Source organism: Streptomyces sp. SID13666, assembly GCF_010548325.1.
In the GTDB taxonomy this organism is placed as follows: Bacteria; Actinomycetota; Actinomycetes; order Streptomycetales; family Streptomycetaceae; genus Actinacidiphila; species Actinacidiphila fildesensis.
Genome location: NZ_JAAGLX010000007.1, coordinates 124,159 through 146,537, shown reverse-complemented (window position 1 = coordinate 146,537; position 22,379 = coordinate 124,159). Strand labels below are relative to the sequence as shown.

Genomic DNA, 22,379 nt, shown 5'->3' with positions numbered 1-22,379 from the left:
GACATCGAAAGGACCGCTGTCCATGACCGTGCCGCCCCTCTCGTACGAGGACTTCCTCACCACCGTCGAGCGCTGCACCGGGGTTCCGGCGAAGACGCTGCGGACGGACGACCCGACCGTGACCATCGAGGACCTGGGGGTGGACTCGCTGGGTCTGATCAACGTACTCACCGAGTTCGAGAACCGCTACGACATCGAGCTGGACGCCGAAGGCCTCACCCGCCTTCCGGAGGTCCACGCACTGATCAACGAGACGCTGAAGCCGGCGGGGGCCCGTACCGAGAACCACATCGTCGTAGACGCCCCGTTCGACCTGGTGTGGGACATGACCAATGACGTGGCCGGCTGGCCGGACCTGTTCAGCGAGTACGCATCCGCCGAGATCCTGGACCGGCACGGCGACACCGTGCGCTTCCGTCTCGCCCTCCACCCGGAGGTCGACGGGAAGGTCTGGAGCTGGGTCTCCGAGCGCGTCATGGACCGCGCGAACCGGACCGTCGAGGCGCACCGCGTCGAGACCGGCCCCTTCGCCTTCATGAACATCCACTGGTCGTACCGGGAGACCGGCGCCGGTGTGGAGATGCGCTGGGTGCAGGAGTTCCACATGAAGCCGGAGGCGCCGATCGACGACGCCGCCATGACCGAGCGCATCAACAAGAACTCGAAGATCCAACTGGCGCACATCAAGGAGCGGGTGGAGGCCGCTGCCCTCGCCGGTGCCGGAGCAGCGGTGGCGCGATGAGCGACATCGGCTTCGGGCTCAAGGGCAAGCACGTCCTGGTCACCGGCGGCGCCCGGGGCATCGGACGGGCCACGGTGCTCGCGCTGGCCGCAGAGGGCGCCGCGGTGACCACCTGTTACGTCAACGAGAGCGAACAGGTCGAGTCGCTGCGGCGTGAACTGGACGAGCAGGGCGCGCGGGGCTCACTCGTGCGCACCGACATCACCGACCACGAGCAGGCCGGCCGGTTGAGCGCGGACGCGCACGCGACGTACGGGGCCATCGACGCCATCGTGAACAACGCCGGTGTCATCAGCCACCACCCCCTGCGGGACCTGGCCCCCGACGAGTGGCGCCGCGTCCTCGACACCAATCTGACCGGCATGTACAACGTGATCCGCGGATCGCTGCCGTACGTCGCCGAGACGGCCTCGATCGTCAACATCAGCTCTGCCGTGGCCCACCACGGCATGCCGGGCGCCGCCCACTACGTGGCGTCCAAGGCAGGCGTGATGGGGCTGACCAGAGCCCTGGCCAAGGAGCTGGGCTCGCAGGGGATCCGCGTCAACTGCATCGCCTCCGGGCTGATCGAGACGGACCAGATGCAGGCCGTCACGGCCGAGGGGAAGGCTCGTTACGAGCAGATGATCTCGCTGGGCCGGCTCGGCCGACCGGAGGAGATCGCCGACGTGGTGCTGTTCCTCGCCTCGCACGCCGCCCGCTACATCACCGGTGCCACGCTCGATGTCGACGGAGGCATCTGACGGGAAGGAGACCGTACTCCGTGCTGCGCACCGTGCTGGAAATGACGGTCCGGGAGGGTTGCGAGGACGAGTTCCGCGCGACCTGGCTGGAGACGGCAGAGGATGCCGCGCGGTTGCCGGGCTCCATAGCCCAGGCACTGCTGCGGGATCCGCGCCACCACCGTACGCATCTGATCATGGCCGACTGGATCGACCAGGCCGCCCTGGAGGCCTTCCAGAACGGCCCCGAGAGGGAGCGGCTCAGCGCCCGACTGGAGCCGTTCCGTGAAAACGCCCAAAAACGCGTGCTCGAACTCGTCCAGTACGTGTCAGCCACCCCATCGTTGAAAGGTGATCCGTCATGACCGTACGCGTCATGGTTTCCGCCCGCGTCGAGGACCAGCACCAGGAGGCCTTCGAGGAGGCCTACCGCCAGGTCACCTCCGTTGTCCGGGGCACCCCCGGACACCTCCGTGACGAGCTGCTGCGCGACGCCGAGGTGCCCGGCCGCTACATTCTGCTCGCCGAGTGGGAGAGCGAGGAGGCGTTCCGCACGTGGGAGGACGCCCCGTCCCACCGCGAGATGGCGGCGCCCATGTTCCCCTACTGGAGCGGCGGCGACATCGAGCGGCGGATCTTCGATCTGCGTGCCCGGGTCCACAGCGTGCCGTCCCACACCTGAGCGGACCGCGACCATGGCGACCATCCGCAAGGCCCTGGTGATCGGTGCCGGTATCGGCGGGCTCACCACCGCGGCAGGCCTGCTGCGACAGGGCATCGAGGCGCAGGTGTTCGAGGCGCGTCCCACTCCGGGACGGCTGCTGACGGGCGGCGGCTTCATGCTCTGGCACAACGCCGTCCTGTCGCTGCGCAGGATCGGTCTCGACGAGGCCGTCGTCGCCGATTCGGTGCGCATGCGCTTCCACGAGTTCCGTTCCGACTCCGGCCGGCGGCTGGCCCGCTGGCACCTGGACGGTCCGACGGCACAGGCCGGCGCGCCGGCCTGTGCCCTGCGCCGCTCCCATCTGCACACGGTGCTCACCGAGGCGGTGGGCAACCACCGCATTCGGCTGGGCAGCCGGCTCACCGGTTACACCCAGGACGCCGACGGCGTCAGCGCACGCTTCGAGGACGGGTCCACGGTCCGGGGCGATGTGCTGATCGGTGCGGACGGCCTGCGCTCCACGGTGCGCGCCGCGATGCGGGGCGGGTTCGAACCGCCGCCGCGGTACGCCGGCTACACGGCCTGGCAGGCCATCACCCGGCTGCCCGGCGAGTCGCTGGTGCCCACCGGCACGTTCTTCAACCTGTGGGGCAAGGGCGGCTTGCGCTTCCTGTACTGCCGGCTGAACGAGGACGAGGTCTACTGGGACGCCATCACCAGTGACCGCGCGACCGCCGGGATCGACACCATGCACAACTCGCGTGGTGCGGCGCTGGCGACCGCGTACCGCGACTGGCCGGAGCCCATCGGCAGGATCATCGCCTCGACCGACGAGGAGGCGATCCTGCCCGTGAGCATCCACGACCGGCCGCCGGGGGGTGGCTGGAGCAAGGGCCGGGTCGTGGTCATCGGCGACGCCGCCCATCCGATGACGCTCAATCTCAGCCAGGGCGCGGGCCAGGCCATCGAGAGCGGTGTGGTGCTCGCCGACATGCTGGGGCGTGCGGAGCCGGACGCCGTGCCGGAGACACTTCGCGCGTTCGAGCATGCCCGACGGGCGCGGGCCGCCGACATGGTGACGACCTCGTGGCGCATCGGCACACTGGGGCTCGCCCACAGCGCGCCGCTGTGCCGGGTGCGCGACGTCATGATGTACGCGTTCTTCGACAAGGTCGCCAAGGGCCAGAGCTACTCGCTGATGCTGGACGGCCGGCTGGAGCGGGCGCCCCTGCGGACGGCCGCGGTCCCCGGCCACGGGGCGGGGTGAGGTCACCCGATGCTGGTCGCCGCTCTGGCCACCGTCTTCGTCCTGTGCACCGGGGTCCTGGCGGGTGCGCTGATCGCGGTGGAACGCGCCATCGTGCCCATGCTGTCGGGCCTGCCACGGCAGACCTGGTCCGAGGTGCACCGGGCGCTGGACCCCGGCTTCGACCCGCTGATGCCGACCGTCAACAAGGTGGCGCTGGCCACCGGGATCGGGCTGTCGTTCCTGGCTCCGGGGGCCGGCGCGAAGGCTGCCTTCGCGACCGCCCTGGCCGGGGTGGTGGGCGTCGCCCTGGTGTCGGAACTCCGCAACGTACGGATGAACCGGCATATCGACGCGTGGGCCGAGGCCGGAGAGATTCCTGAGGGCTGGCACACCCTGCGCGCCCGGTGGGCACGTGCCAACCGGCTGCGTACGGCCTTCTCCGTCCTCGCGTTCTGTGCGGCGCTCGGCGGCTGCTGGCTGACGTGGGCCTGAACGCCCCGTCCACAGCCGTACCCATGCCCGTACCCATGCCCGTACCCGCATCCGTATGACGAGTACTCAGGTCTTCGAGTTGAGGAGCAGAACCGGTGAACCCTGCACGCGAGGAGAGCGAGAACAGCACGTCCGCCGCGGAGTTCGCGGGCCAGGTCGCCCTGGTCACCGGCGCAAGCCGGGGCATCGGCGCGACCACCGCCCGGATCCTGGCTGCCCGGGGCGCCCGGGTCGCGGTCAACTATCACAGGAGCGCCGACCGGGCGCAGGAGGTCGTGGAAGCGATCCGGCAGCGCGGCGGCGACGCGGTGGCGCTCCAGGGCGACATCACCGATCCCGACCAGGTGGCCGCGCTGGTCACCCGCGTGAAGGCCGAACTGGGCGCGATCGACGTCCTGGTGCTGAACGCCGCCGGTCTGGGCGCCCACGAGGCACGCATCGCTCCCGCGACCGAACTGGCGTGGGAGGACCTGGAGCACGTGGTCACGCAGCAGCTCAAGGCGCTGTTCCTGACCACGCACGCGGTGCTTCCCGACATGATCGCCCAGGGCGGAGGCTCCGTGGTGGCGGTGGGGGCGGCTCTTGCCCGCCGACCGGCGCCGCGCTTCCTGCCGCTGTCCGTGGCCAAGGCCGGCGTGGAGGCCGCCGTGCGCACCTTGGCGCTGGAGGTGGGCCCGCACGGTGTGCGGGTCAATGCGGTGGAGCCCAATCTCATCCTCACCGAACTCGCCCAGTACATCCCCGAGGAAGCACGCCGGGCCGCCGCCGAGCGCTCCGCACTGCGGCGCAACGGAACCCCTGAGGACATCGCCGAGATCATCGCGTTCCTCGCCTCGCAGCGCGCCTCGTACCTCACGGGCAGCTGCCTGGTCGCGGACGGCGGCACGGCGCTGGCCTGATCGCCTGGCCGCCCCGCAGGCCATGACGCTTTTCGCCTCCTTTATCACCCCCTTTTCAGCCGCTGATTGCCTGTCCAACGACTGCCGTCCGTCAGCGGACGGCCCGACCGAAAGGAATGACCTTGTCGAAGCCCGAACGAAAAGTTGTCAACCGGGACGATGTCGAGCCCGTCTGCTGGTTCGGTGAGGAAGGCCGGTTCCTGTTGCGCAAGGAGGACACCGGCGGGCTGTACAGCTTCTACCAGATCACCACCCAGCCGGGCAGTGGTCCGCCGCTGCACGTCCACGAGACCGCCGACGAGGCGTTCTTCGTCAACAAGGGCACCTACGAGTTCGAGGTCGGCGGGGTCACGGAGACCATCACCGCGGGCACCGTGATCTACGGGCCGCGCGGAGTGCCGCACCGTTTTCTCAACGTCGGTGACCAGCCTGGCGAGTTGCTGGTCATCGCGACTCCCGGCGGCGTGGAGAACTTCTTCATCGGCCTGTCCGAGATCGTCTCGGGCGGTGCCCCGGACTGGAGCAAGATGCAGGAGCTCGCCAACGAGAACCAGATGCGTGGATTCATGCCGCCGCCCGGTGCCCGCGGTGACGTGGGCGGCCCGCCGGCCGGACTCCGCGGTGGTGCCGGCGGTCCGGCCGCCGCGCACGGAGTCCGTGGCTGACACAGCCCAGCCCGGGTGCCGGTGGCCCACTTCCTCGGGCCGGCGGCCTCCCCTGCACCGTGTGGCTCGCAGGACTCCGGCCGGGGCGGCGCGGCCTTCCGCGCCACCCCGGCCGTCCCCCCGTTCCGCTCCGGCGCACTCAGGCGCCGCCCACTCACTCCAGCCCGACGAGGAGCAACCATGCCAGGAGACCTCTCCGGCAACCGCGCAGGCCTGCGGCCGGCCACGCCGCCCCGCCGCCATGACGTGATCATTTTGGGTTCCGGCATCGCCGGGGCGACCCTGGGCGCCATCCTGGCGAAGCAAGGCGTCTCCGTCCTGCTCCTCGACGGCGGAACGCACCCCCGCTTCGCCGTCGGCGAGTCGACGACGCTCTACACCCTGAAGGTGTTCCGGCTGCTCGCCCGGCGCTACGGTGTTCCCGAGCTGGAGTCGCTCACCTCCTACCAGGGCATCCACGACGACATCGCCCCGACCTCCGGAACCAAGCGCCACTTCGGCTTCATCCGGCACGAGGAGGGCAAGGAGCCCGACCCGGCCGAGTTCCTCCAGTTCAGCCCGCCGTCGAAGGTGCTGCAGACCGGCCACCTGTTCCGCCAGGACACCGACGCGTACCTCTTCCACGCCGCAGTCCGCTACGGCTGCGACGTCCGCCAGGCCTTCCACGTCGAGGACGTGGAGCTGAAGGAGCATCACGTCGCCGTGGTCGGGAAGGGTGGCGAGCGCTACGAGGGCCGGTATCTGGTGGACGCCAGCGGGTTCCGCTCCCCGATCGCCAAGGAGCTCGGGCTGCGCAAGCCCCCGGAGAAGGTCAAGCACCACTCCCGCTCCATGTTCACCCACATGCTGGGGGTTCGGCCGACCGACGAGTGCCTGCGGGTGGGGCCCGAGGACGCGCCGCCCATTCCGTGGGTGGAAGGGACCATGCACCACCTCTTCGACCGCGGGTGGTTCTGGTCGATCCCGTTCAACAATGCGCCAGGATCGAGGAATCCTCTGGTCAGTGTCGGTCTCACGCTCGACGAGCGCATGTACCCCAAGAACCACGACGTGACCCCGGAGGAGGAGTTCCGGAGTTTCGCGGCACGGTTCCCCGCGGTGGAGCGGCTCTTCGCGGACGCCAAGACCGTACGGCCGTGGGTGTCGGCCGACCGGATCCAGTACGCCTCCGACAAGACCGTGGGACACCGATGGTGCCTGATGTCGCACGCGGCCGGCTTCATCGACCCGCTGTATTCGCGCGGCCTCACCAACACCGGTGAGGTGGTCAACTCCCTTGCTTGGCGGCTGCTCGACGCGCTGGCGGAGGACGACTTCGACGAGGAGCGCTTCCGGTACGTCGACGAGCTGCAGCAGGGACTGATCCGCTACAACGACGAGCTCGTCAACTGCTCGTTCATCTCCTTCAAGGACCACTCCCTGTGGAACGCCGTCTACCGGATCTGGTGCGCGGCCGAGGTGCCGATCAATCTGCGCTTCGACCGGTTCACCGAGCGTTTTGCGGACTCCGGAGACGACGGGGTGCTCCGCGCGATGGAGGAGGCGGCCTACCCGGGGCTTCCGGTACCCGGGTCCCCCGGCTACAAGGCGCTGTTCGACGAGATGGTGAGGCTCTGCGAGGCGGTCGACCGCGGGGAGGAGACCGCCGCAGACGCGGGCAAGCAGCTGCTGGCCACCGTGACGAACACCCCCGTGGTGCTGGACCACCTCGGACTGCGCGACCCCGGCTGCCGGTTCGTCTACCCCATGCCTGACGACCTGAGGCGGATGGCTCACTGGCTGCGCCACGAGGGCCCGGACGAACTGCGCTATCTGATCACCGGCGTCGATGTGCACGGCGTGCCGTTGCCGGCGGCGACCGACGACGAGATGGGCGTGCCGCACTGACGCGGTCGCACCGCACGGCCGAAGCGGGCGGCTCCCACGAATCCGTGGGAGCCGCCCGCTCACGTGCTCTCGTACGGCCGGTGTCCGCACGGGCGGACCCGGGCTCAATCGGCCCGCGGGGCGACGCGGAAGACGGGGCAGCGCGCCGCCGCCTCCTCGAAGTGCTCCGGGGAGCCGGAGTCGACCAGCCCGTTGCGCACGAAGGCGCCGACTCCCCTGGGGTTGTGGCCGGGGAACTCGCGCAGAATCCGGCCCCGTTCCTCCTCGGGAAGCTCGACGAGTTCCACCCGCTGCTTCCGGCGCCCCCGGGTGAGCACCCCGTACCCCGCGGCACGAGCGTTCTTGACCCAGTCGGACCCCGGGTACGCCTGCAGAAGGTAGCGGGTGCCGTCGACCACCACCGGGGCGACCGGGGTGGTTCGGGGCAGACCGCTCCGGCGTCCGGGGACGGTGAGCAGGTACAGGGGGCCGAAGGGCAGCCCCAGGCGGTGAAAGAGGATGACGACGTTGTTGCGTACCCGGTGCCGGGGTGAGAGGGAGCGCTGTGCGGTCATGTCCGTCACCTCTCGTGGACGCGTCGGGTGATGGCCCTGACCGCGGACCGGGGCATGGCCCGCATCAGGGGGAGCCTGATCCGATACGCCAGGCCTGGCACGGTGGACGTCCGCCCCACCGCCACCGCGTCCAGGCCGGCCCGGGCCACCTGATCGGACGTCAGCCACTTGATGTTGGGCAGCGCACTGGTCGGCACGCCGGCCGCCTCATGGAATCCGGAGCGGGTCAGACCCGTGTGGACGGTGGTGACATGGACACCGTGGCGTGCGACCTCCATGGCCAGGGTCTCGCTCAGCGATGACAGGAAGGCCTTGGAGGCGGCGTAGGTCGCGGAGCGCGGCTTCGGCAGCACGGCGACGAGTGAGGAGACGTTCACGATGCCCCCGGCGCCTCGGGCGATCATGCCGGGGAGGCACGCGCGGGACAGCCTCAGGGGCACGATGGCGTTGAGTACCGCGGTGTGCAGCTCACGCTCCACCGGCAGCTCCGCGAAGTACCCGGAGCCGCTCGAACCGGCGTTGTTCACCAAGAGTTCCACGGGCCGGTCGACGTCGGCGAGCCGCTGCTCGGCAGCGGTGACCTGGCTCTCGTCAATGAGGTCGAGCTGCATCACCTCCACGTTCACCTCGTGGGCGGACTCGAGCTCGCTCGCGAGCTGTTTGAGCAGATCGCCCCGCCTCGCGACGAGGACGAGGTCCACTCCCTCCTGTGCGAGCAGGCGGGCGAACCCCTCGCCGATCCCACTCGACGCCCCGGTCACCATGGCAGTGCCGTACGGAAATCGCCGCATGATATTCCTCGAATCTCTTCGACAATTAACTGCATACGCCGGAACAGATTAGCCGCAACCCGGAGAACAGGCCAGCAGACAGGAAGTCTGAGAGGCATTACGGACCCGGTTTATTTTGGCTTAAGCGAGGGTTCATCGATCGATGATGAAATGCTGCCGCATGATTGGCTCGACTCCGATAGGCCGTCGCGCCCGCTCCATTCCCGCCCCCATTGAAATGGCTGGTGCCAGTGCCATGACTTCCTCCGCTCAAAGACGAGAATCCCCGCCCCTCGCACCCCTCACGCCCGGGGGCGGACCGGCCGGCCGGCTGGACTCCCTCACCGGCCTGCGCTGGATCGCGGCCTTCGCCGTCTTCCTCTCGCACGTCAGTACTCTGCTGCCGCTCCCCGGCACCAAGGCCGTGTTCTCCCTGGGTTCCTCCGGAGTGACGTTCTTCTTCGTGCTCTCCGGCTTCGTCCTCACGTGGACCTACATGGCCCGTGACCGGGTCGGCCCGTTCTACGGACGCCGGTTCGCCCGCATCTGGCCGCTGCTGGCCATCGGCGTCGCGATCCCGCTGCTCCTGCAGCTTCCCGACGCGCAGCCGGGCCAGTCCAACACCCTGACCCTGATGGCGCTCTCCGCCGTCCTGCTGTACCAGGCGTGGATTCCCAGCTACATCCTGGGCAGCACGAACCCGGTGACCTGGTCCCTCGCCTGCGAGGCGTTCTTCTACGCGATCTTCCCCTTCGTGGCGAAGTACGCGGTACGCCGGTCGCTGCGCTGGCTCGGCTGGGCGGCCGTCGTCCTCCTGATGGTGGGCTGGGGCATCAAGGTGTGGCTCTGGGAGGCCTATCCGCCCCAGGCGCGCCCCGCCTTCACCGGGATGGACGGGCTGATCTTCGGCACCTATTCCCCGATCGCCCGCGTCTGGGAGTTCCTCCTCGGCATGGTCGCGGCGGCCGCGGTCCGCAAGGGCTGGCGCTCACCGCTCGGGGTCCGGTCGGCCACCGCACTGCTCGCCGCCGGCTTCTTCGTCCTGTGGCTGCTGCGTGATGAGACCTGGCGCCTGGCCGTCGCCTACGACGCCCTCGGCCAGGTCTCCGCTCCCCTGTTCGCGCTCGTGATCGTCGCGGTGGCCCAGCGGGACCTCACAGGCGGTGCGTCGTGGCTGCGGGCGAGGCCGATGGTGGCACTCGGTAAATGGTCGTACGCCTTCTACCTTCTGCATTTCACCGTGCTCTTCGAGATCTCGTCGGCAGTATTCGATAAAAAGAGCATTATCGAATTCTACATACGGCCTGTCCAGCCCAGCTGGTCGAATGCGGGCTGGGCACTGCTCGCCCTCGCCATCACTCTCGCCGTTTGCGCCCTTCTGTACCAGTTCTATGAGCGTCCGGTGGAGCGGTGGCTGCGCAACCGAATAGGTCGGCGAGCCGCACACGTTCCGGCTCCGGCAATCCGGCCGGTTGCCGCGGAGAGCCATCGCACCAAAAGCAGTTCCACATCAAGAGAATGAGGTTGCCGAGCATGACGCTGCCAGGACCTGTCACGGACCCCTTCGACGTGATGTTCGTCGGCTGGTCCTTCTTCCGGAGTAAGCTCCTGACCGCGGCCTTGGACCTGGAGGTCTTCTCGGTGCTGGGCGACAGATCGCTCAGCGCCGAGGAGTTGTGCGACCGTACGGGCCTGCACCCCCGCGGCGGCCGGGACTTCCTGGACGCACTGGCCGCCATCGGCCTCCTGGTGCGGGCCGACGACGGCTATCGCAACAGCCCCGGCACGCTCCGCCATCTGCTGCCGGACCGGGAGGGGTACGTGGGAGGCTTCCTGCGGATGACCACCGAACTCATGGGCAGCGACCAGGGCTCGCTCACCAGGCTGCTACGCGACGGCACCGCCCGGAACCAGGGCGCCGACGGCGAGGTCCCGTTCACGAAGATCTTCAACGACCGCGCCCGGCTGCGGCAGTTCTTGTCCGCGATGGACAGCTTCAGCGGGGCCGTGGCCGAGGAGTTGGCACACGTCTTCGACTGGTCGCGGTATGCAACCTTCAGTGACGTGGGTGGAGCGCGCGGCAATCTGGCGGCGCATCTCGCCGCGGCGCATCCCGGGCTCACCGGCACGGTGCTGGACCGCCCCTCGATGGCGGAGCACTTCGACCAGCTCGTAGCCGAGCGCGGCGTGGAGGAGCGGCTGCGGTTCGTAGGTGCCGACTTCTTCACCGCCGACCTGCCGCGCGCGGATGTCGTGATCCTCGGCGGTGTGCTGCACGACTGGCCGATGGAGCAGCGTGCCACGCTGCTGCGCAAGGCATACGACGCCGTTCAGGACGGCGGGGTGGTCATCGTGTACGACACCATGCTCGATGACGAGCGGCAGCAGGCGGACCCTCTGATGCTCAGTCTCATCATGATGCTGCAGTCCGCACAGGCCGCCGGCTTCTCGCCGGCCGAGTGCGGCTCGTGGATGACGGAAGCGGGCTTCATCGTCGAACGGGTCGTCAGGCTGCCCGCGCTGACGACAGCGGTGATCGGCCGCAAGAACTGACGTGGAGATCGACAGGTCCCTCCCGGACCGCGGCCCGGCAGGGGTGTCGCAAAGTCCCGTGATCCCCGGGGTGCGCCGGCCCGGTGAGGCCCAGGAGGTTCCGAGGGCGGGCGACGGCGGGGACTCCGGTCAGGTGGGTTTCCCCGCCGCCGTGCCGGGATCCGCGGTCAGCCAAAGGCAGCTGGTGACGGGCTGACGGGCTGACGGGCTGACGGCACATCGAAACTCCGATGGTTCAGGGCGACTCAGGACGGTCACCCCGTTCAACCGGAGTTTCGCTGCGTCCGTGACGACTCGGACCGGACTCGTCAATCTGGGACAATAGCCAGCTGGATCCGACCGACATCGGCCACGCTATTCTGGCCGAGGACCGCACCGTCCATGAACTCCGGGGGAATAAATGCCAGGTTCGCCATGCATCAGCGTCCTGCTCGTCGATTCGCACCCCATCTCACTGACGGGGCTGCACACCATTCTCGACGGCCGCCCGGATATGCGGGTGACCGGGGTCGCCCAGGACGACGACACCGCGGCCGCCCAGTACGGGGAGCAGCGACCGGATGTCGTCATCATCAACTCTCACAAGGACGCCGCGCAGGCCCTGAACAGCATGAATGCGCTCTCCCGGTCCCGTTCGCCGCTCCCACCGCCCAATGTCCTCGTCCTGGTCGATGACGTGGACGCGGTGGCCGACCACGTGCTGCAAGCCGGCGCGAAGGGCCTGCTGTCCAGTGGGAGCAGCACTCAGGAGCTCACCGCGGCAGTCCGCATCATGGCCACCGGCCGGTCCCTGCTCATCCCCAGGGCCCAGCAGGAGTCGGGGGACTCTCCACTCGAGCAGCTCACGGAAAGGGAAATAGAGGTGTTCGGCCTCATGACACGCGGATACAGCAATGCTGAGATTTCCACGGAATTGACGCTGAGCCAGAGCACCGTGAAGTCCCATATCCAGAAAGTAATGGAAAAGCTGAGCCTTCGCAACCGGGTACACGCGGTCATTTTCGCCTACGAGAACAACATTATTACTGCCGGCCCGTTACATCATGGGCCGAACGCGGAACTTGTCCGTCCGGCGCGAGAAGTTGCGAAATGACCCGCCGCGTATCGAACACGTTCCGATCCTCGACGACCAGCCCGTTCTCCACCCGCCACAGCTGGATGCCTTCGGAGCAGATCGCGCGCCCCGTGGGTTCCACGCCGCCGAACCTCCCCACATGCGTACCGCGGGTGGTGTACCAACTCGCCACCCAAGGCCCCTCCGCCACCTGCAGTCCGACGTCGACCGTGAGCCCGGAGAACGCGGCGCGCCGCGACTGTACGCTTCGCTTGGGCCCATCGGGGCCGACCCGTTCGCCGCCCAGCAGGAACTCGGGGGCGAAGATCCCGTCGGCGACGTCCAGGTTGCCCCGGCTCCAGCCCTCCTCGAACCAGCGGCACGCGAGAGCCTTGTTGGCTTCCTGGTCGCTCCGTTCCTCATGAGAGGTCACGCCGTTCACCGGCCTCCCTCCACAGAAACGGAGGCCGGTGCGGTACCCGCCGCGCGTAGCGCCGCAAGGCTTTCCCGACCGATGGTGCTCAGTTCCGGAAGCGGCGATGCCGCGGCCCATTGCAGGAAATCCTCTATCTGGCTCCGATCCGGGTGGATGAACCGCTGTTTCGCGTCCTTCCAGCCGAATCCGGCGTGCACCGCCTCGGATTCCTGGATGAGTTGGAGAATGATGTCCGCCGCCGTGTCGCCGTCGATCAGCTTCGCCTCGTACTGCGCACAGGCCTCGGCCGTTCCGGCGAGCAGTGCCTTGAAATGGTCGTTGTCCGGCCACCAGAGGCCGGTGTGGGGTGCCTTCTCCAGGGCGTCGAAGACACTCACGTCGCGGTCGGTGCGGAACTTGCGCAGCGCGTTGTTGATCCGAAGGGTGCCGGGCGTGTTGCCGCTCCCCCAGACACGGAACACCGCGTCCCAGAGGCGGAAGTGCGAGAAGGCGATGAACGAGCAGTTGACGAGGGTGTCGTTGTAGTCGAGCAGGCCCTGTTCGAGCTCCTCGACGTAGCGGAAACGCTCCTCGTCGAAGTCGTCGTCCGCGAGTGCCGCGAGGAGGCGCGGGGCGAGGGCGTGGATGATCTCGAAGGTGTTGGACATGCCGCGCGAGTACAAGGGGTCCAGGAAGCCCGCGGCGTGCGACATCAGACACCACCGTTGGCCCACGGTCTTGTGGGACGAGTACTGCAGCCGCCCGGTGGACACCCACTCGCGGACCTTGGCGGCTCCGTCGAATTGCCGCTCCACCGCGGGGAACCGGTGCAGCAGCTGAGCGAACTCCTCCTCCGCGCTGATCCCTTCCGGCTTCGGGTACAGCCGCGGGTCGAGGGTGACGCCCACGCTGCACAACGGGTTGCGGGAGAGTTCGTGGTTGTCGAAGGGGATGATCCAGAACCAGCCCCTCTCGAAGATGTGGTGCATGGTGCCGTTGTGCCACCGCACGGGCGGCCGGCTCTGCTCGGGGACGTCCAGCACCTCGTCGAAGGGGCGCACCCCGATCATGTGCGTGAACAGGGACCGCGAGTGGTGCTGGAACCGGGCGGGCTCCTCGCGCAGGCCGAGCTGGTCCGCCAGCGGGGAGCGGAAGCCGCTCGCGTCCACCAGGTAGCGGGCCCTGACCACCTGCCCGTCGGCGCCGGTCACCGTGACGCTCTCGTCGTTGAAGTCGATCTTCTCCGCCCGCCACTGCTGACGTGTCTCACAGCCGTATCCGACCGCGACGCGCAACAGGTAGGCGTCGCTGTCCTGCCGGAAGAGGTGGCTCGCGGAGGTCAGCGCGTCGGGAATGACGAACTGGTGCGCTTCGGTCGGGTCGGGCTCCTGGCCCGGCCGGTGCAGCATGAACCCGAAGTGCTGCTTGCGGCCGAAGGTGTTGCTCACCTTCTCGTTGATCGTGGTCGAGTCGGTCAGGGCCTCGAACTCCGGCACGTCGTAACGCTCGGCGAGCACCTGGAGCCACGCGACGAGCTGGGGGATCATCGACTCCCCCACCGCGAACCGGGGATGGCTCCCCGCGTCGACGATCAGCACCTTGGCTCCGCTGCGGGCCAGTACCGCGCCGAGGGTGGATCCGGCGATTCCCGACCCCAGGATCACCACGTCGTGACTAGGCCTCTGTGTGGACATTGTCGGTTCCCTTCGCAGTCGTCCGGTCTCGGACGCCATCTGGAGCCCGGCGTCCGCACAACCACCCTTGCGCATACCGATGAAGGCGTGAGAAAGCACGTGCAGGCCACCGCGCTCAGGCGCGGTGGCCCACACGGTCAGGCGCGGCCCTGCGGGCCCGCCTTCGGCGAGGAGGCAGCGTCGGCCAACGCCGCCACCTGGCCCTCATGACCTTCCGCCACATCGTCGGCGGGGTCTGACCTCGGGCCGGAAGCCTGTCCGGGGGTAGTAACAAGCAACCGGCCCAAGGAGTGCGGGAACCACCAGTTGGACCGCCCGAGGAGGGTGACCAGAGCCGGGGTGAGGAGGCCCCGGACAACGGTGGCGTCGATGATGATGCCCGCCGCCAACGCGGTGGCGAACACCTTCACATCGGTGATGGGGATGCTGGCCAGTGCGATGAAGGCCAGGAAGAGGATGAGCGCCGCGGAGGTGACGAGCCGGCCGGTGCGGCTGATGCCCGTCACGACGGAGGGGATCACGGTGTCATGCTCCCCCTTGGCGGTCAGCTCGAGATGGGTCTCACGGATGCGGTGGAGGATGAACACCTCGTAGTCCATGGACAGCCCGAAGAGGAAGGCGAAGACCGCCATGGGAATCCAGATGGTCACCGCCCCGATCGCCGGGGTGTCGAACAGCGCCTCGCTCCCGTAGCCCTTCTGCCAGATGAGCACGACCACGCCGTAGGCGGCACAGGTGGACAGCGCGTTGAGGATCAGGGCCTTGATGGGCAGGACGACCGAGCGGAGGGTCCGGGCCAGCACGATGAAGGTGAGCAGGGCCACGAAGATGAGGATGAGCCCGAGGGATCCGTAGACCGCGTCGATGAAGTCGACGTCCTGAGCGGGTCCGCCTCCCACGAGCGCGCCGGGAGTCCCCTGTGCGGCATCCATGATGCTCGTCACCGTGTCCCTGCCGTCAGCGCTCGACGGGTCGGCCTTGGTCCACACCTCGACGATGCGCTGTCCGCCACTCCCCCAGTCCGCCGGGGCGACGGATCCCGCAACGCCTTCCAGGCCGGCGAGTTTGCTGTTCATCGCGTCACTGCCGCCCGCCTCCACGAGGACCTCGACGGGGCGTGCGATGCCCTCGCCGAAGCCCGCGTCGACGATCCGCTGGAATGCCGCGGCGGGCTCACCACCCTGCGCGAGCGTCACGGTGGCCGGCTGCCCCAGACGCAGGGCGAACACGGGCGCGGCCAGGCCCAGCAGCAAGGCGCCACTGATCACCGCGGTGAGCACGGGGCGACGTGTGGTGACTCCGGCGATCCGCCCCCACACCTTGCTGTCCGGGCGGTGGACGCGGCGCGGCCGGTCGAGCTTGTCGCCCCAGGAGTACAGCAGGACGGGCAGCAGGGTGAGGGCGACGGCGACGCTGACGAGCGGAATCAGCAGGCCCGCGTATCCGACGCTGCGCAGGAAGGGAACGGGCAGGACCACGAGGGCGGCGAGTGAGATCGCCACGGTGGCGCCGCTCAGTGCGACCGCGTGGCCCGCGCTGGCCACGGAACGGATGACCGCCAAGCGGCGCGCCGCGGGCTCGGGGCCGTCGGCTCCGGGCTTCTGCCGCTCCTCCCGCCAGCGGGTGACGACGAGCAGTGCGTAGTCGATGGCGATGCCCAGACCGATGAGGGCCACCAGGTACTGGACGATGAACGAGACGTCGGTGACCCCGGTGATGGCGCGTACCAGCAGGAACGTGGTGGGGATGGCGACCCCGGCCATCAGCAGGGGGACGATGGCGAGGCCGCTGGTGAACACCAGGCCGAGTACGACCAGGGCTCCCAGGGCGCCGATCAGCGTCTCGAAGATCGGGCTGCGCTGGGCTCCGCTGTCGCGGCCGGACAGGACGGGCTGGCCGGTCAGCTCGACCCGGGCGCCCGCGACCTTCGTCCGTTCGACCGTCTGCTTGATCCCTGGGAGCGACTGCTCGTAAGGGACGTTGGTGTGGTTCGCCGGCGGGTAGACGAGCGCCACGGTGGTGCGCTTGTCCCGGGAGATCAGGGAGTCGTCGCCGGTGTTCGCGTAGGAGACGCTGCGGCCGCCGTGCGGAGTGACCTTGGCGACCAGGTCGCCCCACTCCTTGCGCACGCCGTCGCTGTCGGCGGTCGTGCCCTCCGGCACGGTCACCACGAGCAGCAGGGGGGCGTTCTTGCCGCCGGTCTGTGAGAAGCGCTGGGCGAGAGTGTCGTTCGCCACCTGTGCAGGCTTGTCCGGGAGCCGGGACTCGAACGAGAGTCCCTTGATCGTGCTGCTGGACAAGGCGCCCCCGACCAGGGTGAGTACCACCCACGCCAGGACCACTTGCAGCCGATGGGCCAGCACCCATCGTGTCATGCGCTCCATGGGACCCCTCCTGTAGGGACGCTATTGTGTAGCCACACTACGTATCAAGGGAGAAGGTAGCCCGACATCACGGCGATCGCAACACAAAGCCTTGACCGGGCACGGAAGTTGAGTACGGGATGGCCTGTCCGGGGAACGCAGAGAGCTCCCGGCGGGAGGGCACCCGTAGAAGGGTGTCGCCCCTGCCAGGAGCTCCGGTCGCGATCCGTCCGGGACGGCTGCGACGCCGTCGGTGCGCTGGGGTGTTACAGGGGGCCGGCCCCCCGCATGGCGGAGACGAAACGCTTCAGCGCCAGTCCGAAGTAGCCGCCGGCCAGGAGGGTCAGGGCCGTCGGAATGGAGACCATCGGCCAGTCCAGGGATTCGGGATGGGTCAGACCCCGGTTGAGCAGCAGCAGGATCAGCGCACCCAGCACGGAGAGCAGCCCGATGAGAGCCGCGAGCGTCCCGGTCGTGACCATCTGGTCCCGCCGGGCGGCCGCCGCCTCGAAACCGATGCCCTTACGGAGGCCGGAGAGGGCTCCCGCCAGGGAGAGCACACAGCCGAACGCGACAATCGACAGCCCCGTCACCAGCAGCGGCGGATGGCGGTACGCCCAGGGTCCGGCCGGCCCCCCGAGCATGGCGGACGCCCAGGTCGCCGCGAGCAGCGGCAGCGTACACACGGCGTGCAGGGACAGCCGGTTGGCGCTGAAGCGCAGCGTGGCGTCGTTGTAGGCCCGGGCGACCTCGGTGGGCGAACCCCACTCCTGGACGGCGCGGTGCGCGGCCTCCTCGACGTCGGGGCAGACCTCCAGATTGCCTTCGGTCGCACACTCCAGGCCGTCCAGCACCTCATCGATGATGGCCGATCGCCTGGAGTACGGTCCGACGAGGTGCTCCGCCACGTGGTCCGTGTAGCGCTGCAATACCGCCGTCTCCGTCACGCCCCTCCCCCCAGCACCACCGAGATGACCGAGGAGACCTCCCGCCAGGCCGTACGTTTGTCGGCCAAGGCGCGACGTCCGGCCGGGGTGAGGAAGTAGTTGCGGCGGCGGCGGCCGTTGAACGTCGACCACTCGCTGCCGACCAGCCCCGCGGCCTCCAGCCGGTGCAGAGCCGGATAGACCGTCCCCGTGGGCAGGTTGATCGTGTCACCGCTACGCCGCTTCAGTTCCTCGATGACGGCATAGCCGTGCTGTTCTCCGGGCTCCAGCACGGACAACAGCATGCCTTCCAGGTTCCCTCGCAAGGTCTCCGCCTTCATGTCTAGCCACACTACACATCGGCACCGGAACCGGACATGCCATCTTTCAGCACCTCAGTGTGCGGACAGCGCCGTCCCCGCCGCTGCCGGCCGGTTCCGTCTCCGCGGGGTCGAGCGCGATCTCCGCTGGTAGATCCCTGCGGGCCCGCACGCCGAGCTTCCGGAAGATACGGGTGAGGTGCTGTTCCACCGTGCTGACCGTGACGCAGAGCGTCGCCGAGATCTCCTTGTTTGTGTGACCGCCCACCGCGAGCACGGCCACCCGCCGCTCCGCGTCGCTGAGCAGGTCGAGAGCGGCGACCCGGTCCATCAGGCCGCCGCCGGTGGGCCGACCGCCGCGTGGTCCCAGCGCATCGAGCTCCGCCGCGAGTGCGGTCGCCAACGGCTGCGCCCCGCACCGCCCGGCGAGTCCGGCAGCCATCTCGAACACCTCCCTGGCCCGGCCCGGCCTGGCCTCCCGGAGGTGGGCGCGACCGAGCTCGGCCAGAGCGCCGGCCGCCTGCAGCGGATCGCCGGCCGCGCGCAGGACGCCGACGGCCTCGGTGAGCAGAGCCACACGGTCGGCGGAATCCCCGGTGACGGCGAGGACCCGCAGAGTGAGCCCCCGGGTGCGGGTGCGCCCGGGTCCGACGAGGGCAAGCTGTTCACGAGCCAGGGCCTGGGCGGTGGCCACGTCCGCGAGTGCCAGGTGCGCGCGGGCCGACTCCGTCCGCCACGGCACGAGGGCGGGCTGGTCACATCCCCAGCCGCGCATCAGCCCTGCGCAGGCCGCGAAGTCGTCGAGAGCCTCGTGGGGGCGTCCGGTCTCGAGGTGGTGGCGGCCCCTGGCGTGCAGGTATTCCGGCCCGAAGCGGGTCGAGAACATCCTGTCCGGCACCGGCACGGTGAGATATTCCGCCGCCGCCTCGTGGTCGCCCGTCTCGGTGGCGGCCTGGACGAGAACGGCGAGCGGCCCGCCCAGACATACGCCCCAGCCCTCCGCCGGCACCTGGACCAGTGCCGCCTCGGCAAGCGTTCGTGCGGTGCCGGGGTCCCCCTGGCGCAGCCGGATGCTTGCCAGCAGCGACGTGAACTCTGCCTCCCACAGCGGAACCCGGCGGCTGCGCGCCTCGGCCAGCCAGTGCTCGCACCAGCTGTCCGCCGCCTCCAGCCGCTCGGCGAACAGCAGCGCCGTGACGGCGCACACGATCCATTCGTGGGTGTTCCCGCCGAGCCGCATGGCGCGTAGAGCAGCTTCCGCATCGGTGGCTCCCACCGCGCCGGGGCCGTGGGCGAGCACATCGGACAGGGCCGCGGCGGCCTGGATCCTGGCATCGCCGCCAGAGGGTGCGCGGGCGATCCCGGCGGGGGCGGTCACGGGCTGATAGGTCGCCGACAGCAGCCGACGGAAGGCGCGCGCCTCCGTGACGATCACCGGATCGGAGTCGGGCCTCCTGCCCGGATTCCCCGCGTGCACAACGGCCTCGGCGGCCTCCTCGAACCGGCCGTGCCACAGCAGATGCCTGGCCAGCGTCAGAGCGTGCCGATCGGGAAGCCGGCCGCCGCGCAGCGCCGAGGTCAGCTCGCCGAAGTGACGGGCGCCGAGCGACGGATCGAGGATCCATGCGATGGCGGCGAGTTGGGCCCTGAGAGCCACCCGTTCGCCGTCGTCCCGGCTCACGGCGAGAGCGACGTCCAGGCAGGCATGCGCATCCTCCGGGCGGTCGGCCGCCAGGTGGCGTTCCGAAGCCTCCTGGAGAACGGAGGCCGTCCACGACGGGTGGCCGCGTTCGGCCGCGAGCAGGTGCGGTGCGATCCGCAGGGCGTTCGCCCCGTCCCGGTGAAGCAGTTCGGCCGCGCGGAGGTGCAGCTCCCGGCGGGCGGGCGCGGTCAGGCTCCGCAGGACCGCCGAGCGCGCTACGGGATGCGGCAGGCGTGCGCCGTCGATGAGCCCGGCCGCTTCCAGTGCGCTGCGGCACTCGTCGACGGTCGCGGGCTCCTCCTCGATCAGCCGGGCCAGCAGGCCGGTGTCCGCTTCCGTGCCATCGAGTACGGCGAGTGCCTGGGCGATCCGCAGCGCGGGGGGCCTGCCGCGGTGCAGGCAGCTCAGCACGGTGTCCGCGTAGGCCTCGGCGACGACGGGCTCGCACGGGAGAGCGCCCGGAGGCGTGCCGGAACGCCTCTGGTCCTCCACGAGTGCGCGCAGGAGCAGGGGGTTGCCACCGCTGATGCGGTGACAGCTCTCGGCCAGGGCCAGGGCGGTCTGTGCGCCCAGTCGCTCGGCGAGCACGTCGGCCACCGCGGCCGGCGAGAGGCCGTCCAGTACGACCCGGCGGTAGTTCGGCTGGCGCAGCAGCTCCGCGTGCAGATGCGGGTGGGCCGACCGGGACAGGGTGCACTCGGCGGCCACCAGGGCGATGCGCGACGAGCGCAGGGCGCGTACCAGCTGCAGGATCCAGTGCAGGGAGAGGGAGTCCGCGAACTGGATGTCGTCGACGCACAGCAGGACCGGTACCCGCCCGGAGATCCGTACCACCTCGGTGGACAGTTCGTGCAGGGCCGCGATGGTCACCGGGTCGGGCGGCCACTGCTCGAAGGCGCCACCGCGGGCGGCGGCTCCGATGCCGACGACCCGCGTCAGCTCGTGAGCGAGATCGCCGCCGAGGCCGGCGGGGGCGTCGGTGTACCGCAGCAGTTGGCCGAGCACACCGCCCTGCGTGCGCCGCTCCAGCCATGAGCCGGTGGCCCGCAGCACGAGGAACCCGGCCTCGGCCGCGACATGCCGCAGGGCGTCGAGAAGTTCGGTCCGCCCGCAGCCGATGCCCGCACTGACCACCGCGATGCTTCCCTCGCCCCGGGCGGCCTCCCGGAGCACCTCGGCGAGTTCGGCGAGCTCGCGATCCCGCTCAGCCAACCGCACGGCTGCCTCGTCCCGCGCTGCCGACACCCTCCTCGGCGTCCTCGCTGTCGGAGACGTCCTCGGCGAGCGCAACGGGCCGGCGCTGCCGGGACGCCTTGCTCTCGATCAGGGACAGCAGCGGTCCGGTCATGGCCGTCGTCACCAGGGCCATGACGACCATCAGCGAGTACAAGGAACCGTCGAGTAGGCCCAGTTGGAGGCCGACGCCGAGGATGACCAGTTCGGTCAGGCCCCGGGTGTTCATCAGCGCCGCCAGGGTGGCCGATTCCCTCGCGGTGAGGTCCTGCGACCGGGCGCCCAGGTAGGTGCCGCCGAACTTTCCGCCGATCGCGACAAGCAGGATGACACCGAGCTCGGTGAGTCCTTCGAGGCCCACGCCGCGCAGGTCGACCTTGAGGCCCGCCACGACGAAGTACACGGGAAGCAGCAGCGAAGTGATCTCCCCGGTACGTTCGCAGATCTCCTCGCGCAGCGCGTGCACGCCTTCTCGGGGCATCAACGCGCCGAACAGGAAGGCACCGAAGATGTAGTGCATCCCCATCGCTTCGGTGGCCGCCGCTGACAGGAGAGCCCCGACCATCACGACTGCCTGCCCCGTCTGGGTGAGGGGCTTCTCGATGCCGCCGGGCGCGAATACCCGCCGCAACAGCGGTCGTACGGCCAGCAGAACTCCCGTGAACGGGATGAGCAGAGCCACCAGCCAGTAGTCGTCGGCACCGCCGACCACCGCTTGCACCCCGCCGAGTGCCGACCAGGCCACGACATCGACGACCGCGGCCGTGGCCAGTGCGAGGCCGCCGATCGCCGTACGGGTCAGCCCCCGGCTGCTGAGGATGCGGGCGAGGACGGGAAAGGCGGTCACCGACACGGACAGGCCCACGAACACCACGAACGCGGTGCGCTGTTCGGTGGGGTGATGGCGCAGCAGGTAGAAGGCGAGGGCGATGCCGAGGACGAACGGCACCAGGGTCGATCCCACCGCCGCTCCGGCGGCGACCCGCATCCTGCCCTGCAGGAGGCGGTGCTCCAGTTCCAGGCCGACGATGAACATGAAGAGCGCGACCCCGATGTTCGCCAGGCCGGTCAGCAAGGACCGTACGTCGGCGGGGAAGAGGTGGTCGGCGACCAGGCCGCCGAACAGCGTGGGGCCGAGGAGGATCCCGGCGAGGATCTCGCCCACAACGGGCGGCTGGCCGATGCGGGCGGCCAGTGCGCCCAGCCCTCTCGCCAGCAGCAGAATCAGCGCGATATCCAGCAGGAGCAACTGCACTTGGTGACTGGTCATCTTGGGTACAGACCTCGATCGGCTGTCGTCGGATGGAAGGGCGATGGCTGGGCGGCCCCGCTCACGAGAGCGTGGGGGCGGTGAGCGAGAACACCACCTGGGCGCCCGCGGTCCGTGGTGCCCGGCCTGCGAGCAGGGTCTGGACGGCCGCCGGACGCGGTCAGGCCCGGCCGGACGACGGCCCGGGCCCCCGCTCGACACTCGC

At 69.5% G+C, this 22,379-nt stretch carries 21 protein-coding genes and 1 pseudogene; 13 read left to right on the top strand and 9 right to left on the bottom strand.

Features of this window, described 5'->3' with window-relative positions; translation table 11 throughout:
• Positions 1-22: 22 nt before the first annotated feature.
• The 10 genes and pseudogenes from G3I60_RS45385 to G3I60_RS13355 all read left to right on the top strand — a co-directional run.
• Positions 23-235 (top strand): annotated as a pseudogene (locus G3I60_RS45385) (acyl carrier protein); the annotation flags it as partial.
• 21 nt (positions 236-256) lie between these two features.
• Complete coding sequence (locus G3I60_RS45380) at positions 257-742, top strand: SRPBCC family protein (RefSeq protein WP_275405901.1); 486 nt, start codon at positions 257-259, stop codon at positions 740-742.
• Positions 739-1,485 (top strand): SDR family NAD(P)-dependent oxidoreductase, encoded by a 747-nt coding sequence (locus G3I60_RS13390; RefSeq protein ID WP_203672850.1) that lies wholly within the window; start codon positions 739-741, stop codon positions 1,483-1,485. Before G3I60_RS45380 ends, G3I60_RS13390 begins: the two co-directional genes overlap by 4 nt.
• Before the next feature lie 20 nt (positions 1,486-1,505).
• Entirely contained in the window at positions 1,506-1,829 is a 324-nt protein-coding gene (locus G3I60_RS13385) for an antibiotic biosynthesis monooxygenase family protein (RefSeq protein ID WP_164293644.1), read from the top strand.
• Entirely contained in the window at positions 1,826-2,146 is a 321-nt protein-coding gene (locus tag G3I60_RS13380) for an antibiotic biosynthesis monooxygenase (protein WP_164293643.1), read from the top strand. The genes G3I60_RS13385 and G3I60_RS13380 overlap by 4 nt, the downstream gene beginning before the upstream one ends.
• A gap of 13 nt (positions 2,147-2,159) precedes the next feature.
• On the top strand, positions 2,160-3,395 hold the full coding sequence (locus G3I60_RS13375; RefSeq protein ID WP_164293642.1) for an FAD-dependent monooxygenase: 1,236 nt from the start codon (positions 2,160-2,162) through the stop codon (positions 3,393-3,395).
• 9 nt (positions 3,396-3,404) lie between these two features.
• A complete protein-coding gene (locus G3I60_RS13370; RefSeq protein ID WP_164293641.1) occupies positions 3,405-3,869 on the top strand; it encodes an anthrone oxygenase family protein in 465 nt (154 codons plus the stop codon).
• 95 nt (positions 3,870-3,964) lie between these two features.
• Positions 3,965-4,768 (top strand): SDR family oxidoreductase, encoded by an 804-nt coding sequence (locus G3I60_RS13365; protein ID WP_164293640.1) that lies wholly within the window; start codon positions 3,965-3,967, stop codon positions 4,766-4,768.
• Positions 4,769-4,890: 122 nt separating this feature from the next.
• Complete coding sequence (locus G3I60_RS13360) at positions 4,891-5,433, top strand: cupin domain-containing protein (RefSeq protein ID WP_164293639.1); 543 nt, start codon at positions 4,891-4,893, stop codon at positions 5,431-5,433.
• Between the two features lie 180 nt (positions 5,434-5,613).
• Complete coding sequence (locus G3I60_RS13355; RefSeq protein WP_164293638.1) at positions 5,614-7,320, top strand: NAD(P)/FAD-dependent oxidoreductase; 1,707 nt, start codon at positions 5,614-5,616, stop codon at positions 7,318-7,320.
• Positions 7,321-7,424: 104 nt separating this feature from the next.
• Here the strand turns inward: G3I60_RS13355 and G3I60_RS13350 are convergent, their stop codons facing one another.
• A complete protein-coding gene (locus tag G3I60_RS13350) occupies positions 7,425-7,874 on the bottom strand; it encodes a nitroreductase family deazaflavin-dependent oxidoreductase (protein ID WP_164293637.1) in 450 nt (149 codons plus the stop codon).
• 5 nt (positions 7,875-7,879) lie between these two features.
• Positions 7,880-8,665 carry an SDR family oxidoreductase gene (locus G3I60_RS13345; RefSeq protein ID WP_164293636.1) on the bottom strand — a complete coding sequence of 262 codons (786 nt, stop codon included), beginning with the start codon at positions 8,663-8,665 and terminating at the stop codon, positions 7,880-7,882.
• A 235-nt stretch (positions 8,666-8,900) separates the two neighbouring features.
• Here G3I60_RS13345 and G3I60_RS13340 point away from each other — a divergent pair, with 235 nt between their 5' ends.
• The 3 genes from G3I60_RS13340 to G3I60_RS13330 all read left to right on the top strand — a co-directional run bounded on the left by G3I60_RS13340 (position 8,901) and on the right by G3I60_RS13330 (position 12,290).
• Complete coding sequence (locus tag G3I60_RS13340; RefSeq protein WP_164293635.1) at positions 8,901-10,166, top strand: acyltransferase; 1,266 nt, start codon at positions 8,901-8,903, stop codon at positions 10,164-10,166.
• 11 nt (positions 10,167-10,177) lie between these two features.
• Positions 10,178-11,197 (top strand): methyltransferase, encoded by a 1,020-nt coding sequence (locus G3I60_RS13335; RefSeq protein ID WP_164293634.1) that lies wholly within the window; start codon positions 10,178-10,180, stop codon positions 11,195-11,197.
• A 400-nt stretch (positions 11,198-11,597) separates the two neighbouring features.
• Positions 11,598-12,290, top strand: a complete 693-nt coding sequence (locus tag G3I60_RS13330) for a response regulator transcription factor (protein WP_164293633.1) — start codon at positions 11,598-11,600, stop codon at positions 12,288-12,290.
• Here the strand turns inward: G3I60_RS13330 and G3I60_RS13325 are convergent.
• The 7 genes from G3I60_RS13325 to G3I60_RS13295 form a co-directional block, all read right to left on the bottom strand.
• Complete coding sequence (locus tag G3I60_RS13325) at positions 12,220-12,693, bottom strand: ester cyclase (RefSeq protein ID WP_164293632.1); 474 nt, start codon at positions 12,691-12,693, stop codon at positions 12,220-12,222. The two genes, G3I60_RS13330 and G3I60_RS13325, sit on opposite strands and share 71 nt — an antisense overlap.
• Entirely contained in the window at positions 12,690-14,333 is a 1,644-nt protein-coding gene (locus G3I60_RS13320) for a tryptophan 7-halogenase (protein WP_343240959.1), read from the bottom strand. Before G3I60_RS13320 ends, G3I60_RS13325 begins: the two co-directional genes overlap by 4 nt.
• A 164-nt stretch (positions 14,334-14,497) precedes the next feature.
• Positions 14,498-16,744 carry an MMPL family transporter gene (locus G3I60_RS13315; RefSeq protein ID WP_164293630.1) on the bottom strand — a complete coding sequence of 749 codons (2,247 nt, stop codon included), beginning with the start codon at positions 16,742-16,744 and terminating at the stop codon, positions 14,498-14,500.
• A 245-nt stretch (positions 16,745-16,989) separates the two neighbouring features.
• Positions 16,990-17,670 (bottom strand): hypothetical protein, encoded by a 681-nt coding sequence (locus G3I60_RS13310; RefSeq protein ID WP_164293629.1) that lies wholly within the window; start codon positions 17,668-17,670, stop codon positions 16,990-16,992.
• On the bottom strand, positions 17,667-17,990 hold the full coding sequence (locus G3I60_RS13305; protein ID WP_164293628.1) for a PadR family transcriptional regulator: 324 nt from the start codon (positions 17,988-17,990) through the stop codon (positions 17,667-17,669). The genes G3I60_RS13310 and G3I60_RS13305 overlap by 4 nt, the downstream gene beginning before the upstream one ends.
• Positions 17,991-18,036: 46 nt before the next feature.
• Positions 18,037-20,883, bottom strand: coding sequence for a LuxR family transcriptional regulator (locus tag G3I60_RS13300; protein ID WP_164293627.1), 2,847 nt, complete (start codon positions 20,881-20,883; stop codon positions 18,037-18,039).
• Positions 20,876-22,174: a cation:proton antiporter gene (locus tag G3I60_RS13295; protein WP_164293626.1), complete on the bottom strand. Its 1,299-nt coding sequence runs from the start codon at positions 22,172-22,174 to the stop codon at positions 20,876-20,878. The genes G3I60_RS13300 and G3I60_RS13295 overlap by 8 nt, the downstream gene beginning before the upstream one ends.
• Between the last annotated feature and the right edge of the window lie 205 nt (positions 22,175-22,379).